The 10,964-nt window shown below is 35.7% G+C and carries 10 protein-coding genes; 5 read left to right on the top strand and 5 right to left on the bottom strand.

From position 1 onward, the window contains the following. Positions 1-98: 98 nt before the first annotated feature. Positions 99-1,004, bottom strand: coding sequence for an L-lactate dehydrogenase (locus tag F5ESL0263_RS01225; RefSeq protein WP_122034240.1), 906 nt, complete (start codon positions 1,002-1,004; stop codon positions 99-101). A 197-nt stretch (positions 1,005-1,201) separates the two neighbouring features. Here F5ESL0263_RS01225 and F5ESL0263_RS01220 point away from each other — a divergent pair, with 197 nt between their 5' ends. Further along, positions 1,202-2,143: an aldo/keto reductase family oxidoreductase gene (locus F5ESL0263_RS01220; RefSeq protein WP_122034238.1), complete on the top strand. Its 942-nt coding sequence runs from the start codon at positions 1,202-1,204 to the stop codon at positions 2,141-2,143. An 88-nt stretch (positions 2,144-2,231) separates the two neighbouring features. Here the strand turns inward: F5ESL0263_RS01220 and F5ESL0263_RS01215 are convergent, their stop codons facing one another. Together F5ESL0263_RS01215 and rpoN are read right to left on the bottom strand one after the other, a co-directional pair. After that, positions 2,232-3,239, bottom strand: a complete 1,008-nt coding sequence (locus F5ESL0263_RS01215) for an SLAP domain-containing protein (protein ID WP_158593009.1) — start codon at positions 3,237-3,239, stop codon at positions 2,232-2,234. An 83-nt stretch (positions 3,240-3,322) separates the two neighbouring features. Then, a complete protein-coding gene (gene rpoN / locus F5ESL0263_RS01210) occupies positions 3,323-4,585 on the bottom strand; it encodes an RNA polymerase factor sigma-54 (RefSeq protein ID WP_122034234.1) in 1,263 nt (420 codons plus the stop codon). Between the two features lie 482 nt (positions 4,586-5,067). Between rpoN and F5ESL0263_RS01205 the strand changes: the two genes are divergently transcribed. The 4 genes from F5ESL0263_RS01205 to F5ESL0263_RS01190 all read left to right on the top strand — a co-directional run bounded on the left by F5ESL0263_RS01205 (position 5,068) and on the right by F5ESL0263_RS01190 (position 9,142). Then, complete coding sequence (locus tag F5ESL0263_RS01205) at positions 5,068-6,039, top strand: ABC transporter substrate-binding protein (protein ID WP_122034232.1); 972 nt, start codon at positions 5,068-5,070, stop codon at positions 6,037-6,039. A 402-nt stretch (positions 6,040-6,441) separates the two neighbouring features. After that, the gene (locus F5ESL0263_RS01200) at positions 6,442-7,413 is read left to right on the top strand and encodes an ABC transporter substrate-binding protein (protein WP_122034230.1); all 972 of its coding nucleotides are present in this window, start codon (positions 6,442-6,444) and stop codon (positions 7,411-7,413) included. A 30-nt stretch (positions 7,414-7,443) separates the two neighbouring features. Continuing rightward, positions 7,444-8,361 (top strand): ABC transporter permease, encoded by a 918-nt coding sequence (locus F5ESL0263_RS01195; RefSeq protein WP_122034228.1) that lies wholly within the window; start codon positions 7,444-7,446, stop codon positions 8,359-8,361. Next, entirely contained in the window at positions 8,339-9,142 is an 804-nt protein-coding gene (locus tag F5ESL0263_RS01190; RefSeq protein WP_109715082.1) for an ABC transporter ATP-binding protein, read from the top strand. Before F5ESL0263_RS01195 ends, F5ESL0263_RS01190 begins: the two co-directional genes overlap by 23 nt. A 287-nt stretch (positions 9,143-9,429) precedes the next feature. On the opposite strand, the gene F5ESL0263_RS01185 is transcribed toward F5ESL0263_RS01190, so the two are convergent. Together F5ESL0263_RS01185 and F5ESL0263_RS01180 are read right to left on the bottom strand one after the other, a co-directional pair. Then, the gene (locus tag F5ESL0263_RS01185) at positions 9,430-10,497 is read right to left on the bottom strand and encodes an SIS domain-containing protein (RefSeq protein WP_233558437.1); all 1,068 of its coding nucleotides are present in this window, start codon (positions 10,495-10,497) and stop codon (positions 9,430-9,432) included. Between the two features lie 27 nt (positions 10,498-10,524). Next, positions 10,525-10,953 (bottom strand): PTS sugar transporter subunit IIA, encoded by a 429-nt coding sequence (locus F5ESL0263_RS01180; protein ID WP_122034309.1) that lies wholly within the window; start codon positions 10,951-10,953, stop codon positions 10,525-10,527. Between the last annotated feature and the right edge of the window lie 11 nt (positions 10,954-10,964).

Here is a 10,964-nt window from a genome sequence, read left to right as displayed (position 1 = left end):
GTAATTACTATAATAATACATTAAAAAAGCGGCTTAGTCCTTGATTTTTTAAATACGAAAAATGATGGCTTAATTAGCCATCATTTAGCAAAAAATACTTATTTCGATTTTTCTTTAATTGTTTCTGCCGATTTTGCCAGCAATTTTTCTTCTTCATCAGTTAAAGCCAATTGGACTTGTTGAACTATGCCATCCCTACCAACGATTGCTGGATATGATAAGTAAGTACCGTATTTCTCTTGGTAATTTGAAACTGGAAGCTCTGTGCGTGCGTCACTTTCAATTGTTTCAACTAATCTAGTAACTGCTGCTGCAATCCCATAGTTGGTGTATTGCTTACCCTTATAAACAGTTTGACCGCCAAACTTAATTTCATCATTTAGGTCTTCAAGCTTCCACGGCTTGTCTTTAACCAACTCCGTAATTGGTTGCTCCAAAACTTTAACAGTTGACCAAGCAGTAAATTGCGAGTTGCCATGCTCACCTAAGTTAAAGCCTTCAACTGAACGAGGATCAACGTTCAACCTCGAGCCAACAGCTCTTTTCATTCTTGAAGTATCAAGAAGTGTACCCGTTCCAATGACATGCTTTTTAGGTAAACCAGTCAATTCTTGATACATATTAGTAATTGCATCAACAGGATTAGTAATTGCGACCAAAATGCCATCAAAACCACTCTTTTTGATTGAAGCAGCAATGTCCCCAATTCGTTCTCTATTATAGTTTAATTCCGCAAACCGCTCGCCACCAGCTTCTAAACTAATGTTACCAAAAGCACTAATAATAATATCGGCATCTTTTAAGGCAGAATAGTCATTAATTACAATGTTGGTGTGATGCTTCAAGTTAGCCATTGCATCTTGGAAATCAAGCTCATCCGCAGTGACTTTTGCCTCATTTACATCAATTAAAACCAAGTCATCAACCAAACCTGAAACAAGTAATTGATGTGCTACTGTGCTACCAACATGACCATCACCTATGATACCGATCTTATTACTCATGATATTTGTCCTCCTAGAAAGTAATTTAAGGTATTATCTAAAAAATTTGTTATCTCTCATTATAGCTGTTTTCTATTAAAGATGAACTTAAATTTAAAAAATAATTAGATTATATAACGAAGTTTCAGCAAAAATTAAAAAATGATTTCAACCCTTTTTATCTTTCATGAACTATACTAAGCATTAGGAGGTACATTATGAGACAAATAAAAATTGGTAACACTAACTTTAGTGCTTCTGCAATCGCATTTGGGATAATGCGGATGAACAAGCTGTCAGTTGATGAAGCTGTTAAAGCATTAGAAACTGCTCATGACACAGGAATTAACTTTATTGATTCTTCAGACATATATGGTCATGGCAAATCAGAAGAAATTTTTGGCGAAGCTTTGGAAAAGTCCTCACTTAGTCGTGATGATTTTTACATTCAATCAAAAACCGGAATTTTTGAGGATGAATCGCAAAACTACAAGACAACTCGCTATGACTTTTCAAAAGAACATATCATTAAAAGTGTTGATGGCATTCTTTCTCGCATGAAAATTGACTATTTAGACAGCCTACTTTTGCATCGTCCAGATGCATTGATGGATCCTGCCGAAATTGCAGCTGCGTTTGATGAACTGCAAAAAGATGGTAAGGTGCGTCATTTTGGTGTGTCCAACTTTAACCCAATGCAAGTCGAATTATTGCAAGCAGGTTTAAGTCAAAAATTGCTGATTAATCAATTGCAATTGAGTGTCATGCACACTGGCCCAATTGACTTTAACATCCACACTAATATGACCGATGCTCGCAGCATTGACCACGACCGCGGTGTCTTAGACTATTCACGCTTACACAATATGACAGTTCAAGCTTGGTCGCCATTCCAATATGGTCAAATTGAAGGTAACTTTATCGGCAACCCTAAGTTCCCAGAAGTTAACGACGCATTACAAAAATTAGCAGATAAAAAGGGCGTTTCCAAAAACGCAATTGCAGCTGCCTGGATACTACGTCACCCAGCAATTGGTCAGGTAATTATTGGAACAATGACACCAGAACACATTGTTGACAGTGCTAAAGGTGCAGACATCTCACTAACAGCTCAAGAATGGTACGATATTTACCTAGCTGCTGGCAATGACTTGCCTTAAATTAATAGAATAAATACTTGATAAAGCAAAAGTGTCCCCCATAATAGTTAGACTTCAAAGTCGACTATTGGAGGGCACTTTTTATGATTTAATTACTTGTACTTACAACAAAACAAATGGCATTTGAGTTATATTCGTTGTAATGTGAGACTCCTAATCCAATTCCAAAATTTCCTAGATTAGGCTTCTTCAAATGATCTCTATGGGCATTTCCAGCCTTAGCATCTTCATAAACAAACTTGCGAAAAGCATCTTGAGCCATTTTTTGAGGAGCATCATAGGAAACTATGCAGATTAATTCACCACCAGGTTTTGAACCGTCATGACTGAGCTCATTGTATTTGTCAAAGTGCTGTGCTACTTGCATACCTCTAGAAACGTTATAATCATAATACTTAGTGGTATAAGTTATCTTAGTAGATATACCTTGCTGTGTACGCCACTCATTAACTAATGATTCAAAGTACTTACCTGTATCTTCGATAGTAGTCTTATCAAGTGAGGTACCTGATGGAAACGGATTGTCTTTATTCTCTTCTTCTTCAATACTCGTATTGTCAGAAGGATTATCCCAGTTGTCAGATGTTGGTATGCCTTCATTTTCTTTTGGTTTTGACTTTTGTGTGTCACTGGCCTTAACCCAGTTATGATACTTAAGTCGGTACCATATATGTCCATCACTGTCTGTATATGTTTCATAGACGCTTTGCTTTCCAATCAGTGTATAAAGTGAATTGTCACCATTAGGCTTTGTATAAAGCTCAGCGTCATATTTCAAGTAAACTGAAAATAAAACTGGATCTTTATCTTCTTCAGGTACAATTACTGCGTTATTTGTTCTAATATAACGGCCTTTACCAATTCTATAGTATTTTTTACCCTTAATTGCCTTCTTGCTCAAAGCACGTAAATACGTCCCTCTTTTTAGAACAATTTTGCCCTTTCTTTTGCCAGATATGGAATAAACATAAGAATTCTGTCGTAATTGTAATCTAGGTGAAGTGGCTGCTGATATCGTAACTGCACTATATGACAATGCAATTAGACCTAATCCTAATGCAAATCCTGCCGAAATGGTTGTCAAAAGTTTTTTCATGGACATCTTACTCTCATCTAAAAGCTCTATATTCCATATTCTAAACAATTAATAAATAGAAGTCAGAAAAACTTTTACTTTTGTCAGTCTCTTTTACGCTGATAGCTATTGGGAATATTTAGTTTTTTACGATATTTCGCGATTACCCTCCTACTCAAAGTAACACCGTGATCCGCAAAATGTTCGACTAATTGCTGATCACTTAATGGCTGCTGAGGACTTTCTTGATCAATTAACTTTTGCAAATCATACTCAATTCGTGCCTGAGATAAATCGGTCGTAACTTTGCGTGGAAATAGAATTTTTAAACTAAAAATTTTATTCTGACACTGGATGTACTTGTCCTTTATTGCCCTACTAATCGTACTTGGAGCTAAGTTCAATGCATTAGCCGCATCCTTTAAGCCTAAAGGTTTTAATTCTTGCGTTTGCATTGTAGTTAAAAATGCTCTTTGATATTCACCAGCATATTCTCCCAAGCGAAGGATAGTTTGTTGCCGCTGGTCTATTGCATTTTTCATTTCTAAATAATCTTGACGTTGTTGCGAAAAATATTTACCTTGATCAGATTGTGTTTTTAATTCCTTGTAAGTTTTTTCATCAAATAGTAATTCGGGAATTTGTGACTTCGCTGTTTCAATTGTTAGTCGTCCATCTTCAACTTTAAAAATCAAATCAGGTAGCAAATATTGAACGTTTTGCTCAGTCACATATTCACTTGCTGGTGTCGGATTTAGTGTCTGAATGTTAGCTAGTGCCTGAGTTAATTGACTAGCCGAAAAATCTGACTGCTCCCATTTTTGTGGATCCGCAAGTAATTCCAAACTGTCAGAAAGTAAAATTTGCATTGCAGTTTCATCAAAGTTCTCTTTTTGACGAGCTTGAATTAACAGGCATTCATTTAGACTACTTGCACCAACCCCACATGGATTTAAGCTTTGTAATAGTACTTTTGCTTGCTCCAAATCTGCAAGTGAAAATTCTGATGCTTGAGCAAGTTCATTTAATTTGACGCGTAGGTATCCATCATCATCCAAATTATAAATTAGTAACCTAACAGCACTCTTTTCCCTACTACTCCAGTCACTCATCCTTACCTGTAATAAAAGATGATCGGGCAAGCTTTCACTTTCAGTATCACCAATCCATTCCAGGCTATGAGTTTCACTCTTAGATTCAGCCAATGAAACAAAGGGATTACTCTCGCTTAACTCCTTCATTGCACTAACCAAATCATAGGTGCTATAAGATAAAACAGTTAGGTTTTGCTGAAGTTTAGGTGACAAAAAAAGCCGCGTAACTAACTGCTCTTTCGGTTTTAAGACCATTTTTTGCAATCTTGTCATCGGCTTTTCTCCTTCTAATTTAGTAAATAACTATATTACTTGTATTCTAGTTATAAATAATAGCGCTTTCTATTGCAAAAAACTAAAAATATTTTGAAAAATATTTTTCCTATGCGAAAACACTAATTAATAAGCCTTTTGCACTGCCGCATATATTTAGATTCAGTTGACACATTTTTATTAATATTTTATGCTGACCATGTTAAAGGTTTGGAGGTAATTTGATGATTTCTAGTCAACAATTACAGCAGAATAACCGTTATTACTATAGCTACTATAGATAAGGTCTAAGTTCATCTAGATGAATTTAGACTGAAAAGTTTGAATTTATCTATGATGGCTATAGCTTTTTGAGTGTAATTAGTCACATAGGTTTCTAAGTGGCTAATTATTAGAGCAAAATAGTACTAATAATTAATTTACAAATCAGTTAATGATACCCACTTAGAAATAAGTGGGTATTTTTTATGGAGGATTGCAAAATGCAAATCAAAAAATTAATGGCAGGATTAAGTTTAGCTGGATTACTATTATTAGGAGGCTGCAGCAATAATAAAAAAGCTGATAATAGTTCAAATGTAAAACATGTTGGTGTTTTACAAGTCGTTCAACACCCTTCTTTAGACAAAGCATACAAGGGCTTTAAAAAGGGGTTAAAGGAAGAAGGCTATGTCGAAGGCAAAAACCTTAAGATTGATTACCAGAATGCACAGAATAATCAAGATAATCTGAAGAGTATGAGTGAAAAATTGGTTAATGAGAAATCCGATTTAATGCTTGGTATTGCAACTCCTGCTGCTCAAAGTTTGGCAAATGCTAGTCAAGATATCCCAATTGTGGTTACCGCAGTCACCGACTTAAAGGCAGCTAAGCTAGTTAAGTCCGATACTAAACCTGGGAAAAATGTTACTGGGACCACTGATATGGTTTCAATTGAGAGACAGATTAAGCTGCTTCTATCAATTGTTCCCAAGGCTAAAACAATCGGTATTATGTACAATGCCGGGGAGTCAAATTCAAAAATTCAAGCAGATCTAGCTACAGCTGTCCTAAAAAAAGCAGGAGTCAAAGTTTTAATTAAGACAGCTAATTCAACTAACGATGTTCAACAAGTAACTGAAACTTTAGCTTCAAAGGTTGACGGTATTTTCGTTCCTACCGACAATACTTTCGATTCCGCTGCAGACGTTGTTGGTAAAGTTGTTAAAGAAAAGAAAGTGCCACTAGTGGCAAGTTCAGTTGATCAGGTTAAAACTGGTGGACTTGCTTCAATCGGAATTGATTACGAATTACTTGGCGAACAAACTGGAAAAATGGCAGCTAAGATTTTAGCTGGTAAAGCTAAGCCAGCTAACATGCCAGTTGAGAAAGCTCATGACATGAAGTTAGTTGTCAACAAGAAAATGGCTAAGGCACTTGGAATTGATCCTAATTCCATTAAAGCCCCTAAATAACTGTAAGAAGTATAATTCTGGCCGCTGATATCAGCGACCTTTTTATTCGACTAAAACACTCTCCTTCCCTTTTTCCAGATACAACTATTACAAAACTTGACTTTTTCTTCTTTTTTTCCTATAATTTTTTCATCAAGGTTGGAGGTATTTGATAATGAATATTTGTCAAAATTCACAACTGAATAACCGTTATTACTTTAGCTACTTTAGATAGTGTTTGAATTCATCAAGGTGAGTTCAAACAAAACGCAAGTTTGAGTTTATCTATGATGGCTAGAGCGATTTGTTTACGGGTTAGCCACATAACTTTTAAGTGGCTAAGCGCAACTATTAAAATTACAAAATAATTTTTGTGATACCCACTTAGAAGTAAGTGGGTATTTTTTTATGGAGGATTGCAAAATGCAGATCAAAAAATTAATGGCGGGGCTAAGTTTAGCCGGATTACTCTTATTGGGTGGATGCAGCAATAATAAAAAAGCTGATAACAGTTCAGAAGTTAAGCATGTGGGGGTTTTGCAAGTTGTACAACACCCATCCCTTGACAAAGCATATGCTGGATTTAAAAAGGGTCTCAAAAAAGGTGGCTACGTTGAAGGTAAAAACCTTAAGATTGACTACCAAAATGCCCAAAATAGTCAAGACAACTTAAAGAGTATGAGTGAAAAACTTGTGAACGAGAAGTCAGACTTAATTCTTGGAATAGCAACTCCAGCAGCACAAAGTGTGGCTAACTCAACTCAAGATATCCCAGTAGTTGTAACTGCCGTAACGGATTTAAAAGCTGCTAAGTTAGTTGATTCAAACGCAAAACCAGGCAGAAATATTACTGGTACAACCGACATGGTTTCAATTGACAAGCAAATTAAATTGCTTTTATCAATTGTTCCAAAAGCTAAAACAATTGGTGTTATGTACAATGCCGGTGAATCAAATTCAAAGATTCAGGCAGATTTAGCAATCAAAGCTCTTAAAAAAGCTGGTGTAAAAGTAGTAGTTAAGACAGCTAATACAACTAATGACGTTCAACAAGTAACTGAAACTTTGACAGGAAAAGTTCAAGGCATCTATGTTCCAACTGACAATACTTTTGCTTCAGCTGCTTCAATCATTGGTAAAGTTGTTAAAGAAAAGAAAATTCCGTTGGTTGCCGGCTCAACCGACCAAGTTAAAACTGGTGGTTTAGCTTCAATCGGTATCGACTATGAATCACTTGGCGAACAAACAGGAAAAATGGCCGCTAAAATTTTAGATGGTAAAGCTAAACCTGCTGATATGCCAGTTGAAAAAGCAGAAAAATTACAATTAGTTGTTAACAAAAAGATGGCTAAAGCACTTGGAATTGATCCTAATTCCATTAAAGCCCCTAAATAAATAGCAGAAAGGTAGCGTGAATGTAGAACAATGTTAAATACTTTTTGGGAATTACTTCTCTCAGCATCCTCACAAGGATTGCTTTGGTCACTAATGGCCATTGGCGTATACTTAACTTTTCGGATTCTTGACTTGGCCGATATGACCGCAGAAGGCAGTTTTCCCTTGGGCGGAGCAATCGCCACAATGTGTCTAGTTAAAGGTGTTGACCCCTTTATAGCTACACTAGCAGCTTTTGGCGGTGGCTTAATTGCAGGACTAGTGACAGGAGTTTTAAATACTAAATTACGAATTCCATCGTTATTGGCCGGAATCATCACAATGACTGGTTTGTATTCGATTACTTCAAGAGTCATGCAAAATGCCGCTAATGTTTCTCTCTTAGGTAAAGAAACAATTTTCTCAATCGCGCAAAAATGGGGCTTATCCAGAAATAATGCAGTTATCGTTATGGGATTAATCATTGCCCTACTAGTAATAGCTTTACTTGTAATTTTCTTCAGAACTGAAATTGGTTTAGCAATGCGTGCAACTGGTGATAATCCACAAATGAGTGCCGCAAATGGTATCAAAACTGAACAAATGAAGATTTTAGGTTACATGATTTCTAACGGTTGTATTGCTCTTTCCGGTGCGTTACTTGCCCAAAATAATGGTTTTGCAGACTTAAACTCTGGTGTAGGTACCCTAGTTATCGGTTTAGCTTCAATCATTATCGCAGAAGTTCTTGTACGCAACTTGCCAATCTGGGGACGTTTACTAACTTTAGTCTTGGGTGCAATTATTTACCGCTTGATTTTAGCGCTAGTTTTCCAGATGAACGTTGAACCTGCAGATGCCAAATTGGCTTCTGCCTTAGTTCTAGTTGTTTGTCTTGTATTACCTAATTTCCATTTACCGCGTAATCTAAAGGGAGGAAAAAATCATGCCAGAAGTACTAAAGATTAAAAATTTACACCAAACTTTTGAAAGTGGCACCGTTAATGAAAACAGAGTGCTGCGCGGCGTTAATTTAGATTTAGAGGCTGGTGATTTTGTTACCATTATCGGTAGTAATGGTGCTGGTAAATCCACTTTACTAAACAGTATTGCTGGAACCATTCCGGTCCAAGAAGGACAAATCATTTTAAACGGAACTGATATTACCAAATTGCCTGTTACCAAGCGTGCTAAAAATATAAGCCGAGTTTTTCAAGACCCTAAAATGGGAACAGCAGTAAGATTGACAGTAGAAGAAAACTTAGCCTTGGCAATGAAACGTGGACAAAGACGTGGCTTTCGTCCGGGAGTTAAAAAGCAGGATCGCAAGTTCTTCAAAAAACAACTCGCTCAGTTAGGACTTAACCTTGAAAACCGTTTGGATACAGAAATTGGTTTATTATCAGGTGGTCAACGTCAAGCAATTACATTATTAATGGCCACATTGCAACGGCCAGATTTAATTTTACTTGATGAGCACACTGCTGCTCTTGATCCCAAAACTTCAATTACAGTAATGGAATTAACTGAAAAGCTAATTAATGACCAAAAGCTAACTGCTTTCATGGTTACACACAACATGGAAGACGCTATTCGTTACGGTAATCGACTAATTATGTTGCATCAAGGAAAAGTTGCAGTTAACTTAGCAGGTGAAGAAAAGCAAAGCTTAACAGTGCCTAAGTTAATGGAATTATTCCAAAAGCAAGTTGGTGCTGAAGTTGAAGACGATGCTATGTTACTAGTATAAGAATTCTAAAATAAAAGCTCTGGAATAATATTTTCAGAGCTTTTTATTTTTACTTCAAATCAAAAAATGATTAGTTAATATAAGTTATTGTGCTGAAATTACATAAATTTTATTGTCAATTTAAGCCTTTTATGCAATCTTTCTACTGCTGTCTTTTGTAGCCCAATATCAGTTTGCTTTTTGTTATTACAGACACTATGTATCTACACGACAAAATGGAGAAAAATAAATTTTAGTATTAAAAAGGCAACTAACTTTATTTAAAGCTAGTCGCCTTATGTGTTTATTTATATTTTAGAAGCTGTGATCTCATCGAATTCTGGATAAGTTATGACTTCCAAATTGTTATTTACTACTTTTGATAGTTTGAATGCAAGTAAATGAACTGGAATTGTCATAAATAGAGCTGCAAACAGTTCATTAACATTAATCTTCAGGTCTAGTACCTCGTCTTTTGGATTTAAAACCTTATTCTTAGCAATGACTGTAATATGCTCAGAGTGTAGCCTCAGGAACTTTTCTAGTTTTTGAGATCTTTCTTCCAACTTACCTTGCGGTTCAATGAAAATAAAGTGATCAGAATTGTGTAATCCAATATATGGTCCATGCATATACTCTTCAAGCTCTTTTCCTTGAGCAGTAATATGATCTGTTTCCGTCACCTTTGTTTCACCTTCACGTGCTACACCATATGCTGCTCCATAGCCAATGAAGAAGAGTCTCTCAATATCAGTATTTTGTTCTAAATATTGGTTTGTCCATTCTTCTGCAAGGTTCACAACTGAGGGTAAATTATCTGCTATTATTCCTAGTTCTTTCTTATCCTCTTCATAAAGATCCTTTGCTATAGTACCAGTTTGGTAGGATGCTTCTGCTGCAAACAGGATAAGTAACAGAATTGTGATACTATAGCCCAGTGTTACATATGGCATCTCTTCAATTCCAAATCCCATCGAAATCATTGAAGCGTTTGTTTTAGCAATTGGGCTTTCCAAATCACTTGTCAAAACAAAAACGTCTATGTTTTTATCCACTAGTTCTTTTACAACTTTAATTGTTGATGCACTGTGCCCACCCTGTGAGATAGCAATATAAAGAATATCATCCCTAAAATTGCTGTGATAGTTAGCCGCTATTGATGGTTCTTCTACATAAACAGGAATACCCAATCTTTCAGTCATATATGGTACTGCTCCATAAGCAGCGTTAGAACTTGAGCCTGTTGCAAACAAAACAATTGAACTATATTTATCTTTGTTTGCCTTGTATTTTTCAACAAGCTTGTCCAGTAATTGTTGATAATTATTCAGTATCTTACTGTAGTTCTCTGCTTCTGACTTTATATAATATTCCATACTCTTCATAACAATAAATAATCCCTTTTATATTCCGTCCGAGAAATCATCATTCTCGTTTATTTCACTTGTATCGTCATTTTCAAAAATTTGTGCAGTTTTCCTAGTAATATCAACTAAGTCCTGCATAAATTCTTCTTTATTTTTATATTCTTTGTATGTAGTTTCTAGTAACGAACTCAAATTACACCCAGAAACTACACCAACTTTTTTATTTTTATATGCTATTTCGGCAGCCTTTTTGTATGGTGTTCCACCAACTAAGTCTGTAAAAATAATAACTTCACCATCATTTATTTGTTTGCTAATCTTTTCGTAAAGATCTGCCTCGCTCATTTCTTTTGTAAAATCAATGAAATTTTCTTCTTTTTGTGTACCTACAAAAAGTTCCAATGAATTTTGAAGAGATGAGGCAAATTTACCATGACCAACAACAATAACTTTTGCTTTATTCATTTGTGCATTTC

The organism is Lactobacillus sp. ESL0263 (assembly GCF_003692845.1).
GTDB lineage: Bacteria > Bacillota > Bacilli > Lactobacillales > Lactobacillaceae > Lactobacillus > Lactobacillus apis.
This window is presented reverse-complemented; position numbering and strand designations above follow the sequence as displayed.